The organism is Photobacterium sp., assembly GCF_057456235.1.
In genome coordinates, this window is record NZ_JBVCPH010000008.1 from 44,765 (window position 1) to 63,570 (window position 18,806).

Sequence of the window (18,806 nt, forward strand, 5' to 3'; positions counted from 1 at the left end):
GCACATCTACTTGGACACAGCGTGCAGAGAAACATTTCCTTCATGAACTTTTATTTTAAGACGGTAAAAGTTAAGCCGCTCCAATATCGAGCGGCTATATGGCTTTAAATCCTATATAAATAACTTATAGAAAAACAACATAATCGCTAGCAGCCAAACCGGGCATCGACCGTATTTAATTAATCCATACCCCACAGTAACTGCTGCCATATCAGCCGGCGAACCAATCGATGTTGTCATCACGGGCTTTACAAATGCACTGGCCAACAAGCCAACAACACAAGCATTTACCAGTTTGATCGCCACAGTTAAACGAGAATGACTGAAGAGCGCTTTCCAGGCAGGTAAGAATGCAAATAGTAATAAACTTCCTGGCATAAATACCGCGATAGTAGCGATAGCACTGCCCATAATTGGTGCGGTTCCTAATGCTGCTGCACCTAGATAACTGGCCATAGTAAACATAGGACCAGGAACTAGCTGAGCCGACGCGTAAGCAGCAATGAATGTGTCTGGTTCAACCATATCTTCAAGCATCGGTTGAAGTAGAGGTAATACCACATGCCCGCCCCCAAAAACAAAACTGCCCGCCTGATAAAATACGTTAAAAATGGCTGCTAACGGTGAGTCAGTGGTCAGTAACGGCATACCCAGTAAGAAAAATAGAAATATCCCCAAGATCAGAATATTAGGCCGAATAGATTCATTCTTTATCCCCCGGAGGCTATTTTTAGCCGATATAAAAGACATCATAAAACCAACCAAAGCGGCCAGAAGAATGGGGATAATCTGCCCTATTAAACCCATGCTGAAAAATGCCCATATTGCCGTTAGCAATGCCACAATAATAGTTTGTTTATCGGTGATGAGCTTCTTCGTCATACCCAACAAAGCATCGGCAACCACCACAACAGCAAGAAGTTTCGCAGCTTGAATAAATGTATTAACGTATTCGACATTATTGAACTTATGATTCGCCATCGCAAAGAATGTCAGCAAGACAAAGGATGGGAACGTAAACCCCATAAAAGCAGCGAGCGCCCCCGCATAACCGGCTTTTTTATAACCCACATACATACCCAGCTGGCTACTGGCCGGTCCAGGTAAAAACTGACATAAAGCAACCGCATGGGTGAAATCTTCTTCTTTCAGCCACTTTAACTTCTGTACAAACTCTCTATGAAAATAACCAATGTGAGCGGCTGGGCCACCAAAACTATACAAACCTAAAACAAAGAAATGCCATAAGACGTTGAACATGTTACCTCCTTTTGGTTCGTATACTAACCGTCGGTATTGGATTGATAAAATCGTTAGTTTTGATTCATACAATCAATAAAAATAATTCAAAGGAAGATCATGCAATGGATCAGAATATAATCCCGTACAGCGCTGTTTTGTACTTTTATTAGAAATAATTACCACAAATTGTTTACTCACAAAGACAATGGCAACAAGACATTGTTTTAATTGATTTTGTTAAAATATCGACAGGAGTGAGCACACACTATAATTGACTGTTTTAGAGTAAAAAACACTGTTCAACACCTACTGGAATGGATCAGCATTAGTGCCAATCTGTTTAAGTTTTATAAAGTAAGGTGTTGTTCGCCAAGATTATTTACAAATTAAATTACAACGGTAAATTGATGTAAGACCGCCCCCTTATTTATTCTGTTACAGTGTGACGAACCAAACACACTGTTTATTAAATCTTACGTATATCAGTGGTATACTTCCCAAATCAGTTCTAATGGTTCTCCACTATGCTAGAAAATCTTCAACAAATGGTTATCCTTGCAACAGTCGGTCACGAGCAAAATTTTACTCGTGCGGCAGAACGGCTTGCTATCTCTAAATCTCAGGTCAGCAAGCAAATTCGTTTTCTTGAAGAAAGACTTGGGTGTCAGTTGGTACAGCGCAGCACCCGCACAGTTGCATTAACGGATATTGGATTACAGTACTGTGAATATGGCCAGCAACTGCTAGATATCGTCAATGAAGCGGAAGCTATGGTGGCGGGCTATCGTAATGAAGTGAAAGGTGTGCTTCGTGTTGGTATTGGCCAGTCATTCGGCAATTCGAACATCACATCGGCCTTAGCCGAATTTCAAAAAGCCCATTCCGATTTAGAACTGGAAGTCAGCTTATTTGATCATCGCCCTAACCTGTTGGAAGAAGGCTTTGATTGCTGGGTTGCGATTCATGAGCATCCGCCTGAAGGCATGGTGGCGAGAAAACTATCTAATTGTAAATTTGTTGTTGTCGCTTCCCCCGATTATTTGGCTGAACATAGTGCCCCCAAAGTACCCGGTGATTTACGCCATCATAACTGCATTACTTATCAGAGCCGTGAACGTAAATACATCAACTGGGAATTTACCCGTGATGGGGTTCATCAATCCATTCGGGCTCGTGGTAATTACCGCATAGACAATGCGCCAGCTGTATTGGAAGCCGCAAAAAGAGGTTTGGGTATCGCGTATCTTGCTACTTACCTGCTCACCGATGAATTTGAAACCAACAAGCTCGTTCAGTTGCTGCCCGAATGGAAAGCTGATGTTGAGCTGCCAATTTATGCGGTATACCCTAGGCGTAAGTATTTGGCACCGAAAGTAAGATGCTTCATCGATTTTATGTCTGAACGTATGTCTCAACCGCCTTATCGAAAAATAAACCCGATAACTGACAACGACTAAAGCAATCCGTGTGGGTGGTTATACCACCCTTTCTTTGCTTCTTTTCACTAATTGCATTGTGTTTCCTGCTGAATGTTCTAAACCTAAATGAAAGGCTTATGTTCCTCAGGTTCTCAAATGACTGAATTTCGTAATGTAACTCCATCTTTAATTTTTTTCATTCTACTATTCAACCTGTTCGGTTGCAGTGGATCTTATAATGCAACCAATAAAGGTGACAGTGTCACTAATGAGCCCTCCTTTGTGACGACTCCAGCTCCAAAAATGTTATTGGTTAATCTACCTGAGAAACGTGAAGTTGTCTTTTTTGAACAAGGCAGCTACGAATTAAGCATTGATAACCAGCGAACTCTTGACCCCATTGCGATACGCTTGAAGCAGCATCCGGATAGTCAGTTAATCGTGATTGGACATAGCGATGACGAAGGTTCTGCCGAATACAATTTAACACTCTCTTTTGAGCGAGCTTTCAGCGTAGCAATATACATTTCATCGGTATTCGGTATTGATGAAGATCGGATACAACTTGTTGCTTTAGGTAACGATGAGCCACTAAGTATGGGGGATAGTGAACAGGCAAAACAGCATAATCGGCGAGTTGAAGTTATTTCTCCGAAAGCCATTGTGAGAACTCTGAGTACCATTACAGGAGGTGAACTGTATTAGAAGTCATTGTAACTGACATTATTGAACACAGTTTACCAACTAAGATCCGTTATCGAAAAACAATAAGGCGATAGTTTTATGCTATCGCCTTCGTTTATTGGTATTACTTATTGTTCTTTTTCAAAGCCGGATATGCGTACATGTTTTTGAGAATGCTGGCGACGCCGGCAGGAAGTGCAGAAAGCTTTTCTTCAAACCTTGCTTTTTCTTCTTCCGTGACAGACTCGTCTTCGATACCAGCAGCAATATAATTTGCAGGGAATAGCCGATAATTAGCCGTAATTTGGCGATCAATTTCTTCAGCCAGTTCTTCTGGTGTATCGAATGACGATGTAATGACATCGCCAAAGCTGATATGGATGTGGCGTTTCTGCCCCACAATTCCCTGAATAATACTTTCAATATCTTCAAACTCACCTTTTTCATAAGAGCCTGAAGTCTGTTTTTCATAAAGTTCATTCGCTTTCGCAACATCGCATGGATCATTCTCATAAGAGATTGCCACAGGAACGATATTTAAACTTGCCATAAATTCAGGGAAAGGCTGTTTACGCTTACGCCCCTCCATATTGAACATTTTTAAGATCGCGGGATCTGTTCTATCGTTTCCGTCTTTCGCACGGCCTTCCTTCTGTGCAATCCAGATAGAATTCCCAGTTTCCAGCGAGTGCGTTATGTAACTAGACAGCAAACCAATCGCTTTCATCATTTCGCGAGGCCCTTTGGCCGAACGTTTTACAATGAAACTTTTGTTCAAACGCATCAACTCTGTCACGCACGGTTTTTTAAGTAGGTTGTCACCTATCGCAATGCGAACAGTTTTATAGTTATCATGAAAAAGGCACCAGTTGACCATAGCGGGATCCATCGCAATATCACGGTGGTTTGAAACGAAAAGATACGCTTGATTCGGGTCCAACTTATCAAGCCCACTAAATGTGACGCCGTCACATGAGTGATCTATCGTTCCCTTCATGTATTTGGAAACCTGATATTGAACATCTTTAACGGTTTTAACGTTCGACCATTTCTTGACTAAGAAGCGCTTGATTATTGGGGTCAGTAGCCATCCGAAAATGCCGGAGAGTAAAGGAAAACGGTAATGTAAAATTGCCGTAATAAATTCTTTATCGTCAATGAGACGTGAGATAGCGCCACTCACTTCATCATCGTTATAGGGACGAATTTCTTTATATATATCGTTATCTGTTTGCACAATTATGCTTCGTCTGTAGTAAAAACGGGCTCATTTTACTTAGAAATGGGAAATTACCCAATGACATGACGCAACAAGCACGGTGGTTGGAGGTCATACCAGGTCATTAAGCGTGATTTTTAGCCACTTTAGCGCATTTTATCGATTTTTGTTAGCTATTAAGTCATCAGTTTAATGTGAAAATCATTAATTTCTCAGCCATTGGCTTGTCTGATGTTGACGCTCCGAGGAAAACATAACACTATGTGCGGGCTATTCTGCTAGAGGGTCATTATGAAACAGGCAATTGAGTTTACTAAAAACGATCAGACTTACCTTTATGTAGGGCCTCGTCGTAAAAGCAACACATCGTATATGATTGTTGTGACAAAAGGATCTGCATTAATTCGCTTAGGTAAACAAGAGTTCTTGCTCTCTCAAGGAACAGGTTTCTGGATCCCTTTCGATTGTCTGCATGCTTTGACTATACTTCCTGGCAGCCAGTTCTATAAAGTTGAGATCTCAGCCCGTGTTACGGCTTCTGAACAGACCGATGTTATGTTCAGTTCGCTGTGCAAAGAAGCCGGCTTTTTTAAAATAACAGCTTTGCTAAGTTCGGTATTAGTTGAGCTCGCCAATAGTCCAGAATCAAAACAAAACTGGAAAGATCCTTATGGACGATTGTTACGTGTTATCGGTGACCAAGCAACGCAACTTAAGGTTAGCTCAAAATTTGCTTCGCCGCATTTAGCAAAAAATTATCATGATTCGCTAGCAGCTTTATTGACGGGTAAAAAGGTTATTGACTCTGCAGCGCAGACTGAACTGGCAAAACTGCTTGATGTAACGCTTCATGAGTTCGAAACCTGCATTATGTTACGTGAAGCATTAAAGCTATCTCGCTCAGGCCGAAAATTATCTCAAATTGCAGAACAACTACATACCTCTGTTGAGACGTTAAAAGCGCTGGCCCAGCCGATTACGGGCGAATCGTTTTAACGGTAATGTCTAACCGGGCTAAAGTCTGGCTATGCGAATGGTAAAAGAGTCTGACAAGAAAAAGCGGCATGGATATGTCGCTTTCTTAGTCGCGAGAGAATGAAATTACTGGAACGGTATTTCGACTTGCAAGAATAGATCGTTCTTTTCATCTTGATGCCAGCGGTAATCAACGCGAAATCTGGGTGATAGGCGATCTTCACCACCCACACCGAAGCTCATCTGTAAACCGTGATTTCTAAGCCACTTCTGAGCATCTTGAATAGTATCGATCTCTTGCTGATCATATTTTTTCGGTATCCAAGCTCCTAATCCATAAAAAGTAGAAGCTGATTTATTAATAAGAAACGGCGAGTCACCATCTCCTGCCCAGTCTTCCCAGAATTCGCTGCCAGTTGCTTCTTTATCTTCGGTCCAATCTGAATTTAGTTCGGTTCTGAATGCTATATCATCCGCCCTTGGATGTTCTCGGTGATCATATGAATACAATGAGCAAGATTGAAGATAAATCTGCACTTCATCGTCAGGCATAGCAGACAATTGTTCAGAATCGTAGTAGTTACAGGGTAATGCAAATACTTCCCACGAAACAAAAACAACAGTTAAAACCAAGAATGTAAGTAGCTTTATCTTACAACGATTCAAATTATGCCTTATACAAAAAAGCCTTCAGCCTTCAGCCTTATCGAAAAAATATCGCTCATCGGTTAACAAAAGTCTAGCTACTTTTGGTGTTGTTAAATGTGAAATAGGACGCTTTTTGACAATATTATCTCTTATTACCGTACTTCGTATTCTTACTGTTTCAGGACATGCCAGAACTTGCCACTGTGCCAATATCTGTTCTGAATTATAAAACTTATTAAAATTTATAAAGTTGTCCGGGCCAACAACGAAGGTTAATTCAGTATCAGGCATTCGCTTCTGCAGTTCGGTTAATACCGCATACGTAGTAATTGGCTCATCAGCAACAGCCATTTCTTCTTCAAGTCTTGAAAGAAACAGGTTGGGCAAATTCAGATCTTCAATAAACGCCTCAACCAACTCACAACGCGCATCGTAATCTAGCATGACCTTCCCCCATGCATGGGCATAACTAGGAAGCAGCAATACCTGATCAAAGTGGCTGAGTCGTTCCAATACAGATTTGTGCCCCAAACTGGGTGGGTTAAATGCACTTCCGAAAACGGCAGTAGAATGCGTCATCGCTTGAATGGCCTCTTTTTATACTATTTCCAAACGAATTTCACTTTGTTTGGTAGAAATCGCTTCAATTTAAATTTTATTCGCAATTCAGCATTGATCCTGCCTTAGAGTTATCGCATGATTTTGCCAAAGGTTTAATGTAAAAATTCACTTTTTCGTATTAAACCCATTTAACTGATTAAAAATTGGGCTAAGCCCACTTAAGGATTCATTACTATGGAACAGCTTATTCGCGCTGAAATGCGCGTATTGCCCGAAATTGACGTTGACTTTGAAATTCAACGCCGCATCAGCTTTATTCAACATAAATTGAAGCAAGCCCGCTGTAAATCCCTTGTTCTTGGGATCAGCGGTGGCGTTGACTCAACGCTGTGTGGACGGCTGGCTCAGCTGGCTATTAACAGAATGAATGACGAAAGTAACTCTCAAGAATATCAATTTATCGCAGTACGTCTTCCATACGGCGAGCAGCACGATGAAGATGAAGCTCAGTTAGCCCTCTCTTTCATTAAACCATCTCATTCTGTTAGCGTGAATATCAAGGACGGTGTAGACGGTACGCATGCGAGTACTTTAGCTGCGCTGGAAGGCACGGAACTGCTTCCTTCATGCCACGCCAAGATAGATTTTGTGAAGGGTAATGTAAAAGCACGTACCCGGATGATTGCCCAGTATGAAATTGCGGGGCTTGTCGGTGGCATGGTATTGGGTACCGATCATTCGGCTGAGAATATTACGGGATTCTATACCAAGTTTGGTGACGGTGCTTGTGATCTTGCGCCTTTGTTTGGTCTGAACAAACGTCAAGTTCGCCAACTTGCTGCGGCACTGGGTGCACCTGACTTGCTGGTAAGAAAGATACCAACAGCAGACTTGGAGGAGTTGGCACCACAGAAACCCGATGAACATGCACTTCTGGTAACTTACGATCAGATTGATGACTTCCTGGAAGGCAAACCTGTCGAGACCGAGGTTGCAGAACGTCTTGTCGAAATTTATCTGGCCACCCAACACAAGCGTCAGCCAATCCCGACAATTTATGATAACGAATAACGCCGTTTAAAGTAACTTATGAAGGCTTCTATCAGCGAGCAAGCCTTCATTTTTCACTTAAACGTCAAAATGGTTATCAATCAGGCTATCAAGCTCCCACCAAAGTGCTTCACATAATCCTTTTCGGTAAACCGCTTTTTTAAACGAAGGGTGCTCTTCCCGATACATATCATAATGCCGTTTTGAGCTACTTTTACTCGCCCTGACATTCGCTAACCGATCACAGGTTTTTACGATCAAAGCCAATCGGGCCGCTTCTTCAGCGGTATCCAACAGCCCTAAGCGTTGATTAATATCTATCTTTCGCTTTGCTCTCTCTTCTAATTTACCGTCAGTCATGTATTGAACGGCATCAGCAACCAGAAAACCAAAATCAGCGGCAAGTTCATCAACACTAGTTTCAGTATCTTCCATGACATCATGTAATTGGGCAATAATCATTGCATCAATACCAAAAGGACTTGCAAGGCGAGAGACGGTTTCGAGATGAACATAATAAGGCAGGTTGCCATACATTTGTCCAGTATGCTTAGCTCTGGCCAGTGTACGCGCTTTGATATAACGGTTATTCATCCTGCCCCCTAACTAAAACGATTATCCAGCTGAGCGAAAAGCACCCAACAGATATTTTATTCCAGCGAGACTGAATATACTAAATTTACATGAAGTGTATGAGATTTAACGCACATTTTGAAAAAAAACGGCTCCTTGAAAGGAGCCGATTGGGATTATTCTTCTTCGCTTGTTTGCTCAGCCTGTTTCTTGGCTGCAGCTTCGCGGATTTCGTTAGCGACAATCAAAATAGCCTCTCCGCTACTCATGCCATTGGCCATAAACTCATGAATTCGGTCTGCGGCTTTTTGTTGTTCTTCGTGATTCAAAGTAGGCACATTATTAAACATAGCTATTATTCTGCATCTCTAAAGGGTGATCATTCTAGGGCTAAACATGAAGCTTGTCACTCTTTGCCTGCAGTTACTCGCCTGTCACTATACCCAAGTAGCCTAGAGCAAGTGTTAACCCGGACGGCCATCAAGACGTGGTTGTGTTAACACAGGGTAATACAGCACAGAAAAGATGGTGAACGCGATCACCCATAATATCGCCGAGATCACGTAGCCGTTTATAGCCAAAGACGGCAGAAACAAAATCATAACCGTGCGGGCTAATGCCGAAAGAATAATTGCAATGAAAGCGCAAACAATCCAGCGCCCTACCTGTAGTCGACGTCCGCTATGCCCTAAAGACACACGGGCGATCATCGCTAAGATCATGCCACCGATACCGCCGACGGTAATAAAGTGTAACGCTACACTGTAACTAATATCGCCGGACATAAAGTGCAGACCTAGCATAAACATGCCAATAATCATAAAGATATAAGCTGTATGCAATGACCATAACAACGGCGTTTTCAGTGTCTGAAAGCTTCTCCAGCGCACAAAACGAATAAGATGGGTAAAGCCGGTTCCTATAAATAACGCAGGCAGAGTAACCTGGTTGATTGCCTGAGGTACGGGCAATAACACATTTAATACCAGTAACCAGCTTGGTAGCATTGCCAGCAATTCAATCGCCGTAATGCGTGTAATTTGTTCCGTATTGGTACCTCGCCAGGTGAAAAATGGAATAACACGGCCACCAACAACAAGCACAATAACGGAAATAATAGTAACGATCGATAACGCCGTTGAACGCAGATCATATTGCTCAGCACCAAAGGTCAGTCCCAAACTAATAAGGTGCAACTTTGCATTCAGGTATGTTAATACCAGCAGTAAAGGGGCAAAAAATACATTGTTCCACTGTTTTCGCTGCACGATTGGCTTCGCCAGGAAGTAAGCGGCTAGTGGGATCCAGATCAGATCAATGACCATCCAAATAATGTTCGGCGTGCCCAACAGTAGACCGATACGAGCGGCAAGCCAGAACAGGAAAATAACGGCCAGCTTCCCTCCTCTTATACCGGGGCTACCGGTCCAGTTTTGAACTGCCGTCAGCAAAAAGCCGATAATGATGGCACAGGTAAAACCAATCAGCATTTCGTGGCTATGCCACCAAATGGGACTCCCATACATCAACTGAGAAACATCGGCGGTACCAGACCAGAACAGAGCCCAGACAGTCATTGAGACTGCAGAGAAAATACTTGCACCAAGAAAAAACGGACGAAAAGCTAATCTAAAAAAGGGGGTAATTCGCTGTTCTTTCTCGTTATCTAAAATTTGCATCATCGGTATACCTTGACCCACACTTAAACATGCATAAATCATACACCTTTAAAGAGGTAATTAAAATACACATTTAAATATAAGCCAAAGCTAAAAAAGAGTTGCCGGTTTTAGCCTGCTAATCAGGCTAAAAATCGGGGTAATCAACTGGCCGAGTAATACGTTGTATATCAAGAATCGATATTTCGCCTTGCCAGCGACTATCGATTAACCCGACGCTTAACCAGTATCGGCCATCAGGAACATCAATTTTCGGTAAAGTTGTTGGTAGTTTTCCATCCACTTGTTCGGTCCATAATGGGGTCCAGCTCGTATCATTCAGATCATATAAGTTGATGGATAACGCCGGTGACGGACATGCCGAGTTAGATAACTGACCTCGTTCAATACGCCAGTTTTTACTGTCTTTCCAACCAATGCGCTGCTTAAAAGAAGGTTCTGTTAATAGTATCCAGCTGATCCAGTCTTGATCACCTTCCGCATTAATCGCTAATTTATACAAACCCGCATTCACTGGTTTTTCTAATCGCCGAGCCTCAACTGAAAAATAGCCCCCTTCTTCTATCGCAGGAGAGCGGTCCATCATCGTTTCATCGGGCCATTTGGTTAATCTGATTGACTTGATTTTAGCCTGAGTCATTCCAATGATGGATACTTTGAACGTAACCTGGTTCAGGTTCTGAATCACCTCGCGCTGAATGGAAAGTTTTGACAACCATTGCGGCAACACTTTTTGCTCAAGGCTATGGCCACAATCTTCTGATATTGCAAGCTCTAACAGATTATTAAGATTAATGCGTTGTTCAGCATTCGGTGTCTGCTGCCAGGCCTGGATCATCGATTCAAAACTGGCCGAAGTTTCACCTTCCAGTAAGCGTTGATGTGCTGTGGTGTACAGATCTTTGCCTGCAAACCATGTAGCGTAAGCTCTCGGCGCGAATAGCGCCGAGTGCAACAAGAGAAGCGTACAAGTAAAAAAAAACTTGGCCATTGGTTTCAAGATTTCATGCGGTAGCCGACACCTCGCAACGTTTCGATCTCAATACCTGCAAGTTTTTGACGTAACTGCAAAATATGAGTATCAACAGTACGAGTTGTTGGATAGTGATTATAGCCCCAAACCTGATCTAAAAGTTCGTCACGGGTAAACACGCGGCCTGCATGTCTGGCGAGAAACAGTAGCAGTTCAAATTCAGTACGCGTCAAAGTGACAGTGTCACCCGCCTGCTGTACTTCGCGACTATCTAGGTTAATTATAGTATCTCCAACTGCGATAATGTTCGCAGCCTCCGCCTCCTGCTCTCCATTACGGAGGTGGACCCGAATTCGAGCAAGCAACTCTTCTTCAGCAAACGGTTTGGTTAAATAATCTTTTGCACCTGAATCTAAGCCAATGACTTTGTCTGTGACAGACACCATTGCCGTTAATAAAATGACAGGTACATGTTTGATTTGCAGCCAAGCAGGCAAAAAGTCTAATGAATCACCTTCCGGTAACTGACGGTCAAGTACCACCAGGTCTGCACTTTGCCATAAGTCTGCAACTTTACTCGCGCAATCGGCATAAAGGCATTCATAACCAGCTTGCTTTAAACTCTCGAGTAAACCATCAGCAAGGTTGCGGTCATCTTCAACCAGTAGCAGGGTTTGATTCACACGGTATCTCCAAAATAAACGTTGTAGGCGGACCTTCTAATTTCAGTCGTCCACCCATTCTGTGGATCATCGATTCAACGATTGTAAGACCAAGCCCTAAGCCTTTTTCACTGACAAAGGGTTTTCTCAATCTAGCCCAGTCATTGGGCCCCAGTAGTCCTTGATCTTCCACTCTTACAATCAACTTTCCATCATTGAACGATGAGGTCAATGTCATTGGTGCAACACCATATTTCTGAGCATTAGACAATAAGTTGTCGATACAGGTACCCAGCCAGTAAATATTGACTTTTACTGCCATATCTTCAGATAAAGCCAGTGTTACATCATAAGGTTCACTTAGATACTCGATCCACTCATTAAATGAATCTACCTGGTGAACACTTAATTCTTGTTGATTTGCCTGCAGGTAGTCTTTGCTGGCTTCTGCAAGTTGACGTAGTCGTCTTGAATCTTCAGTTAAACGCCTGAACTCATCATACAGTGACTCAGGTAAATCATCAAAATGACGCCGAAAGCCTTCTACCGTCATCGCTAAGCTTGCAATCGGTGTTCGGAGTTCGTGAGTCAGGATCTGCAATACAAGCATACGTTCCTGCATTGCTCTGCGACGGATCTGCCAACGGTAGGCTATCCATCCAATTAATAAGCCCACATTAATAACCAGCAAACTGATTAACAAGTAAAAGGTTAAATGCGACTTATCTTCTTCTTGCCAGCAGATGTTACCGCTTTTTACGAGACAAAAATCTGATTTGTTTAGCCGCTTAAAATAGATATCGTACCGATTTAACACAAGTGACCATGTCGGTTGATCATACACATGGTATTGATTGCCATTTCGGAACCATAGCTCACCATTTGAAATAAAAGCGTCTGCGCCGGCACTAAAAACGGTTATTTCTTCACTGCTCATCCGTTGCAATCGACCCAGCACCGTATTGGTTGGTGACAGTGCCCGCTCCTGAATATGCAAATACTCAGTCAGGCTGTCGACACTGTCTGGATACTTTTCCAAATAACGTGAGGCATAACTACCGCCGCCGGGATGAATATAACCTGACCGTACAAACCAGCCTTTAGGTAACACTGTATTGTTACAGAGCGCTCGGGTAAAAACCACAGGCTGTGTTACTAAAGGGCTTACCGGCCACGGCCCCTTACACGTTAACGAATTCTGATAAAGCCGTTTTATTGAATTCAGAGGATAGCTAGCTGATTGCGGAAGCAGGCTAGATGGTAAGAGTAACGGTGTAGGATATAAACTTTGTAACTGACGAAAATCGTATGTCGCTAACGGCTCACTCTTGAACAAGTCAGAGCGTACCGCACTTAAACGATCAGGCAAGCTTAGATCTGCAGCAGAACAGGCCCCTGAAACAATGAGTAAAATTAACAGCGCATACTTTTTCATCCAATCAGTTTATCATTCAATCACAACACAATGTCATAAAATTGTCAGTAGTATAAAACGCTTACGCATTGATTGATCCAAGTTTCGCAGAAGAATAATACAGCCCAATAAGCAACATTTTTGATTTGGTATAACAGTACCAACTCCTATTTTACACCTGTTCACGACAAACAAAAAAGAGGAGCCGACTGGCTCCCCTTTCATTTTAACGAGTTATCGAAATGATTACAGGTGCTCAATAATCTTCAAGCAACTATCTTTGGCGTCACCAAATAACATTTGCGTATTTTCTTTGAAGAACAGTGGGTTCTGAACCCCGGCATAACCGGTATTCATTGAACGCTTGAACACAATAACGTGTTTAGCATTCCACACTTCTAATACTGGCATACCCGCGATTGGACTGGTTGGATCGTCCATTGCGGCGGGGTTGACTGTATCATTCGCGCCGATGACCAGTACAACATCTGTTTCGCTAAGATCATCGTTAATCTCGTCCATTTCCAGAACAATGTCATAAGGTACTTTTGCTTCGGCAAGCAATACGTTCATGTGACCAGGAAGACGACCGGCTACCGGGTGAATACCAAAACGGACATTCACGCCTTTAGCACGCAATTTATCTGTGATTTCATGAACAGGATACTGAGCCTGCGCAACTGCCATACCATACCCTGGAGTAATAACGACAGATCGTGCATCTTTGAGCATTTCAGCCACTTCTTCAGCCGATGCTTCATGGTGTTCACCTTGTTCTTCATCTGAAGAGGCAACAGCAACAGTACCAAAACCGCCTGCAATTACACTAACAAAAGAACGGTTCATCGCTTTACACATAATGTAAGACAGAATTGCACCAGAAGAGCCGACCAACGCGCCCGTTACGATTAACAGATCATTTGCCAGCATGAAGCCAGCTGCCGCCGCGGCCCAACCTGAGTATGAGTTGAGCATCGACACAACCACTGGCATATCTGCGCCACCGATTGATGCAACCAAATGATAGCCGAAAACAAATGCGATAAGAGTGACAATAATAAGTGCGGAGGTAGAACCTTCTACATTTACAAAGTACACCATCAGTAGTAATGAAACGACTACTGCCGCCAAGTTAAGCTTATGACGGTGAGGAAGCATCAATGACTTGGAAGAGATAATGCCACGTAACTTACCGAAAGCCACAATCGAGCCGGTGAAAGTCACAGCACCGATGAATACACCCAGGAAGATTTCAACAAGGTGAATATTCAATAAAGCGCCAGTTAGCTCGCCATGATCGAAGAACGTGTTGAAACCAACCAGAACAGCCGCCAGACCGACGAAACTATGCAAAATGGCAACCAGTTCTGGCATCTCGGTCATTTCAACTTTCTTCGCCAGATAGAGACCAATCACACCACCGATGATCATCGCAAGGATGATCCAGCCAGTACCCTGAGCATCAGGGCCAAATATCGTCGCCACAAGCGCGATAGCCATACCGGCCATGCCGTAATAGTTACCAGCCCGTGCGGTTTCCTGCTTAGAAAGACCCGCAAGAGACATAATAAATAGCACCGCAGCAACAATGTATGCCGCCTGTACGATTCCTGCAGACATGTGTTACTCCTTATTTATCTTTACGGAACATTTCAAGCATCCGCTTGGTAACAAAAAAGCCACCAAATATGTTGATACTTGCAATTAGAACGGCGATAAATGCCAGGAAGGTAACGAAACCAATCCCCTGACCAACCTGCAACAGTGCACCAACAATGATGATGCCCGAGATTGCGTTAGTCACCGACATTAACGGCGTGTGAAGTGCGTGAGTAACATTCCAGACAACGTAATAACCCACCACACAAGCCAGTACGAAGACCGTAAAGTGTGCAAGGAACTCTGCAGGTGCGTAACTCGCAATCCAACCAAATGCGGCAATACCCGCGGCCATTATTCCGTATTTTTTAACCGGAGAAGCAGGTTCTTTAACTTCAACCGCTGGTTTAACTTTCGCGGCAGGCGCTTGCGGTGCTGCGGAAACTTTTATTGGTGGCGCAGGCCAGGTAACTTCACCTTCTTTAATAACGGTCAGACCACGTAACACTTCATCGTCAAAGTCGATGTTAATGTTACCGTCTTTCTCTTTACACAGAAGCTTAATAAGATTAACCAGGTTTGTACCATAAAGCTGAGATGATTGTGTCGGCAGGCGACCAACCATATCGGTATAACCAATCACTTTGACACCATTAGCGGTAGTGATAACTTTATTGGCTTCGGTATAGGCACAGTTACCGCCATTCGCCGCCGCAAGGTCAACAATCACGCTACCCGCCTTCATTGAATCAACCATTTCTTTGGTGATCAATTTCGGAGCAGGACGACCCGGAATAAGCGCCGTGGTAATGATGATATCAACATCTTTAGCCTGCTCAGCGTATAAACGCTCAGCCGCTTTGTTGAACTCATCAGACATTTCTTTTGCGTAACCATCGCCAGTGCTGGTGTCTTCCTTAAAATCAACTTCAAGGAATTGTGCTCCCATACTTTCAACTTGCTCCTTAACTTCAGGACGCACATCGAAAGAACGAACAATAGCACCAAGGCTACCTGCAGCACCGATAGCAGCAAGACCGGCAACACCCGCTCCTGCCACTAACACTTTCGCAGGGGGCACTTTACCCGCAGCGGTAATTTGACCGGTAAAGAAACGACCAAATTCATGAGCCGCTTCAACAACAGCACGATAACCTGCGATGTTAGCCATTGAACTAAGTGCATCAAGCGCCTGAGCACGAGAAATACGCGGCACTGAGTCCATCGCCATGACATTGATTTTTTTGGTCGCTAGTTTTTCTAGCAACTCTTTGTTTTGAGCCGGCCAAATGAAGCTCGCAATACTTGCACCTTCTTTGATCAGATCAAATTCATCAACACCTGTTTCTTCGTTCACCTGAGGAGCATTTACTTTCAGAATAAGATCTGATTGCCATACTTCTTCAGTTGATACGACTGTCGCACCTGCTGCTTCAAAAGCGGCATTGTCGAAACTTGCGTGAATACCAGCGTTATGCTCTACAGCAACACTGAACCCCATTTTTAACAGCTGCTCAACCGTTTTCGGTGTCGCAGCAACTCGTGTTTCATTTACGAGTATCTCTTTAGGCACACCAATCTGCATTTTTATTCCCTGAACATTGGCATAGAAGTATTGGTTTTGTATCCAACCAGCAAAGCAATATCAAGTGCTTTGTAAGAAAAATACGAAAAACCTTAACAAATCGCTGTAATTAACAACGAATGTTACCTTCTAACAGAAAGAAAAGAACGTTTTTAACACCTGGACAGAGGTCAAACCACGTTAAAAAATAACAATATACGCCTTAAACGCTGTAAAAATGCCATCTAAAACGCAGTAAAGCACCATATAGCCCAAAAAATACACACTTCACATAAAATATGTCTGTTTAAAACACCTCAAGAATAGACACTAAAGAACCACTTAAATATTAAGGGACATCAATTCTTGATGAAGCTGCCCTATAGGGCAATGAAAGTCTTGCTGTGTATTACAACTAACCATTTAAAAGCAAAATCACTAGCCGGGAAAAACGCTAACGAGTAACGATGATCACAGGCTGTCAAAATATTACGATCTGACTTCAGTTGCTGAACATCATGTCGCCATTTTGATCAATGAACATTTTTGCTTTGTTCAACATGAATGTTTCGGCATCCTGGCGAGAACTCAACAGATCGGAGCGAACAAAAGTATGTGTCTTCACTTCGCCATCTATCTGCTTGCAAATGCGTCCCGCAATACGAAATTGACCACCCTCTGCGATTGGCTCGGGATAGATCAAATAACCTTCGTATTCCACTGGTTCAACTTCAACTGTTTTCTTTTTTTTGTCTAAACCAAACAGTTTTGAGAAAAAGCCCACTGATTCGCTCTCCTTGAGGCTGCCAACACATTCGTCAACATCATGCCATAATCTTACTGAAAATAATTATACCAAGATAAAATTATGACAAAAAAATTCTATTAAAATACCGACATCAAATAACAATCATTTAACAACCCAGATAAAAATACTGAACTCAGTGTATTATCAACATAATTGCAACTTTTGAAAGTAGACAGGCCTAAGTGCAGATACAAAAACGCCAGCAAATGCTGGCGTCTTATACTTAATTTTTTGATATGTTCCGATTAGCGATAAAGACCGATATCTTTTTGAAGATGAGACGGTAAATCGGATACATTATATTGGTTTGGTGTTTTTGAACCACCAAACAATATATCTAGTACGTGTGCAATCAATCCTTTGATATTAACCGCATAGGCTTTCTTATCCATTGCGGTAGGCGTTGCGATGGTGTCGAAATTCATTACCTGTGCCATGATTGCCTCTCATATTTGGTTTCTTATTGAATTGAGCTCATGGTAGCCGCTTTTACTGCACCTAAAAAATGACAAAATCTCCATGTCAACATTAGTTTTTATAATGTGTTAACAAAGGTTTAAATGGCACTTTCGGTGCGAGAATAAAGTTTCATGAATAGCAACTAACTACTCGTTTTTAGCTTTGTTTTTTGCTTAAAATTTCCTGGTTTGTATTTTACCCCACTTTGTAGTAACAATAAGGCAACATTTTAAGTAAGAAAATAAATATGCTCGTTTTTTTATCAAGACACTCACCGATCCTATTGATGCTTTCCGCTATTTTTGGATTTATATTTCCAACGGCATCAGCGATTGTTTTTCCATTCTTACCTTATATTCTCTTCTTTCTGATGCTGTTTACCCTACTGGGCATGAAGCAACGTGAATTGATTAACCTTTTGGGTCAACTAAACATTTGGTGCTACGCCTGTTTCCACGCCATTGCATTATCGATTATCGCCTGTTCAATCTCGGGACTTCTCGGCGCATCGTCATCGATGCTGTTAGCGATCTCAGCCGTAACGGCCACCGGATCTCTGTTTGCAACACCTGCTATCGCCCGTTCTGTCGGATTAGATGCGCTTAAAGCGATGGCAATGACGATCGCTTCAACACTAATGATGCCCGCCGTTCTTTACATCAATTTTCTATTATTTCAAGACAGTAACTTCTCACTGGACATGCAAAGCTATATTCAGCGTTTAATGATCTTTATTCTCGGCCCGATGGGTATCTCTGCGCTTTGCTATCGGCTTATCCCACACCATTTATTACACCGTACCCACGCAAAGCTTTCTCAGGTGACTATTCTGCTGGTATTCACTTTTCCTTTTGGACTAGTGGGTGAATTCAGAAAGATGTTCGATCAGTCATTCACTCATGGCCTTAGCTTTTTATTAATTGGTATTGCGCTCTGCATTCTGTTTTTTCTTACCGGCTTTCTATTTTACCGCCGCCAGGGGCTAGACCCTGCTTTGCTAGCAGCCATTACTGCAGCTAATCGAAATGTACTTCTGACCTATACTGTCGCTGGCGCGTATTTGGGACCTGAATATATGGCATTAATGGGCGCGATTCAGCTACCCACTTACTCTTTACCGATATTGGTTAAAGCATTATCAAAGTACTGCTCCCCCTACACGAAAAATGGCTTGCAAACCAAGAAAAAGAGCTTACAAAATCATCAATAACCCTTTCAGTTCAAAGTTATTTGTCTATTGAGAGGCTTTTCCTTGCCTCATGGTGAGGTTTTTTCTAA

General features: G+C 42.6%; 19 protein-coding genes. 5 read left to right on the top strand and 14 right to left on the bottom strand.

From position 1 onward, the window contains the following. Nucleotides 1–111: 111 nt before the first annotated feature. Nucleotides 112–1,260, bottom strand: coding sequence for a chromate efflux transporter (chrA, locus tag AC2204_RS10905; RefSeq protein WP_318925676.1), 1,149 nt, complete (start codon nt 1,258–1,260; stop codon nt 112–114). A 506-nt stretch (nt 1,261–1,766) separates the two neighbouring features. Between chrA and AC2204_RS10910 the strand changes: the two genes are divergently transcribed. Next, a complete protein-coding gene (locus AC2204_RS10910) occupies nt 1,767–2,699 on the top strand; it encodes a LysR family transcriptional regulator (RefSeq protein WP_318925521.1) in 933 nt (310 codons plus the stop codon). A gap of 243 nt (nt 2,700–2,942) precedes the next feature. Further along, complete coding sequence (locus AC2204_RS10915; RefSeq protein WP_318925522.1) at nt 2,943–3,365, top strand: OmpA family protein; 423 nt, start codon at nt 2,943–2,945, stop codon at nt 3,363–3,365. A 103-nt stretch (nt 3,366–3,468) separates the two neighbouring features. On the opposite strand, the gene AC2204_RS10920 is transcribed toward AC2204_RS10915, so the two are convergent. Then, entirely contained in the window at nt 3,469–4,581 is a 1,113-nt protein-coding gene (locus AC2204_RS10920) for a 1-acyl-sn-glycerol-3-phosphate acyltransferase (RefSeq protein WP_318925523.1), read from the bottom strand. Nucleotides 4,582–4,854: 273 nt separating this feature from the next. Here AC2204_RS10920 and AC2204_RS10925 point away from each other — a divergent pair, with 273 nt between their 5' ends. Beyond that, nucleotides 4,855–5,559: a hypothetical protein gene (locus tag AC2204_RS10925; protein ID WP_318925524.1), complete on the top strand. Its 705-nt coding sequence runs from the start codon at nt 4,855–4,857 to the stop codon at nt 5,557–5,559. A 105-nt stretch (nt 5,560–5,664) separates the two neighbouring features. Here AC2204_RS10925 and AC2204_RS10930 read toward each other — a convergent pair whose 3' ends face one another. Next, the gene (locus AC2204_RS10930) at nt 5,665–6,204 is read right to left on the bottom strand and encodes a hypothetical protein (RefSeq protein ID WP_318925525.1); all 540 of its coding nucleotides are present in this window, start codon (nt 6,202–6,204) and stop codon (nt 5,665–5,667) included. A 24-nt stretch (nt 6,205–6,228) separates the two neighbouring features. Next, entirely contained in the window at nt 6,229–6,765 is a 537-nt protein-coding gene (locus AC2204_RS10935; RefSeq protein WP_318925526.1) for a nicotinate-nicotinamide nucleotide adenylyltransferase, read from the bottom strand. 216 nt (nt 6,766–6,981) lie between these two features. Between AC2204_RS10935 and nadE the strand changes: the two genes are divergently transcribed. Then, the gene (gene nadE, locus AC2204_RS10940; RefSeq protein ID WP_318925527.1) at nt 6,982–7,818 is read left to right on the top strand and encodes an ammonia-dependent NAD(+) synthetase; all 837 of its coding nucleotides are present in this window, start codon (nt 6,982–6,984) and stop codon (nt 7,816–7,818) included. 57 nt (nt 7,819–7,875) lie between these two features. On the opposite strand, the gene AC2204_RS10945 is transcribed toward nadE, so the two are convergent. From AC2204_RS10945 to AC2204_RS10990, 10 genes are all read right to left on the bottom strand, one after another. Continuing rightward, nucleotides 7,876–8,391, bottom strand: coding sequence for a phosphohydrolase (locus AC2204_RS10945; protein ID WP_318925528.1), 516 nt, complete (start codon nt 8,389–8,391; stop codon nt 7,876–7,878). A 155-nt stretch (nt 8,392–8,546) separates the two neighbouring features. Further along, a complete protein-coding gene (locus AC2204_RS10950; RefSeq protein WP_107283006.1) occupies nt 8,547–8,720 on the bottom strand; it encodes a YoaH family protein in 174 nt (57 codons plus the stop codon). A 114-nt stretch (nt 8,721–8,834) separates the two neighbouring features. Next, nucleotides 8,835–10,052, bottom strand: coding sequence for an NnrS family protein (locus AC2204_RS10955; protein WP_318925529.1), 1,218 nt, complete (start codon nt 10,050–10,052; stop codon nt 8,835–8,837). A gap of 124 nt (nt 10,053–10,176) precedes the next feature. Continuing rightward, nucleotides 10,177–11,040, bottom strand: coding sequence for a DUF2861 family protein (locus AC2204_RS10960; protein ID WP_318925530.1), 864 nt, complete (start codon nt 11,038–11,040; stop codon nt 10,177–10,179). 5 nt (nt 11,041–11,045) lie between these two features. After that, nucleotides 11,046–11,705 (bottom strand): response regulator transcription factor, encoded by a 660-nt coding sequence (locus AC2204_RS10965; protein ID WP_318925531.1) that lies wholly within the window; start codon nt 11,703–11,705, stop codon nt 11,046–11,048. Continuing rightward, entirely contained in the window at nt 11,680–13,119 is a 1,440-nt protein-coding gene (vxrA, locus tag AC2204_RS10970; protein WP_318925532.1) for a sensor histidine kinase VxrA, read from the bottom strand. The genes AC2204_RS10965 and vxrA overlap by 26 nt, the downstream gene beginning before the upstream one ends. A 225-nt stretch (nt 13,120–13,344) precedes the next feature. Beyond that, nucleotides 13,345–14,718 carry a Re/Si-specific NAD(P)(+) transhydrogenase subunit beta gene (gene pntB, locus AC2204_RS10975; RefSeq protein WP_318925533.1) on the bottom strand — a complete coding sequence of 458 codons (1,374 nt, stop codon included), beginning with the start codon at nt 14,716–14,718 and terminating at the stop codon, nt 13,345–13,347. A 10-nt stretch (nt 14,719–14,728) separates the two neighbouring features. After that, nucleotides 14,729–16,282 (bottom strand): Re/Si-specific NAD(P)(+) transhydrogenase subunit alpha, encoded by a 1,554-nt coding sequence (gene pntA, locus AC2204_RS10980; protein WP_318925534.1) that lies wholly within the window; start codon nt 16,280–16,282, stop codon nt 14,729–14,731. A 481-nt stretch (nt 16,283–16,763) separates the two neighbouring features. After that, on the bottom strand, nt 16,764–17,045 hold the full coding sequence (locus AC2204_RS10985; RefSeq protein ID WP_318925535.1) for an HlyU family transcriptional regulator: 282 nt from the start codon (nt 17,043–17,045) through the stop codon (nt 16,764–16,766). A 269-nt stretch (nt 17,046–17,314) separates the two neighbouring features. Then, on the bottom strand, nt 17,315–17,506 hold the full coding sequence (locus tag AC2204_RS10990; RefSeq protein WP_318925536.1) for a hypothetical protein: 192 nt from the start codon (nt 17,504–17,506) through the stop codon (nt 17,315–17,317). A gap of 269 nt (nt 17,507–17,775) precedes the next feature. Here AC2204_RS10990 and AC2204_RS10995 point away from each other — a divergent pair, with 269 nt between their 5' ends. Then, a complete protein-coding gene (locus tag AC2204_RS10995; RefSeq protein ID WP_318925537.1) occupies nt 17,776–18,738 on the top strand; it encodes a hypothetical protein in 963 nt (320 codons plus the stop codon). Nucleotides 18,739–18,806 lie beyond the last annotated feature (68 nt).